The 214-nt window shown below is 68.7% G+C and carries 1 protein-coding gene; it reads right to left on the minus strand.

The window, feature by feature from the left end:
* On the minus strand, window positions 1-214 hold a 214-nt coding region (locus tag Abin_RS16130; protein ID WP_148315680.1), incomplete at both ends, for a hypothetical protein.

The raw sequence follows: 214 nt of genomic DNA on the forward strand, positions 1-214 counted from the left end.
GCGCGCCCGTGCCGGACCTTCCAGACCATACAGCGCCTGCCGGATCTCAGGCTGATGCTTCAGCGCCGCCCGCAGATCCGCCTCACTGCCACGCCGGACCCGCTCCAGATCCCGCCCGGCTTCAAAAAGTGCCTTCTTCTGGTGCTCCAGCACCGGCAGTTCCTGGCGCACCATGCGCTCGGCATCCACCCAGGCCCGCGCATACCGCTCCACC

The sequence above is a fragment of the Acetobacter indonesiensis genome (genome assembly GCF_000963945.1).
GTDB classification, from domain to species: domain Bacteria; phylum Pseudomonadota; class Alphaproteobacteria; order Acetobacterales; family Acetobacteraceae; genus Acetobacter; species Acetobacter indonesiensis.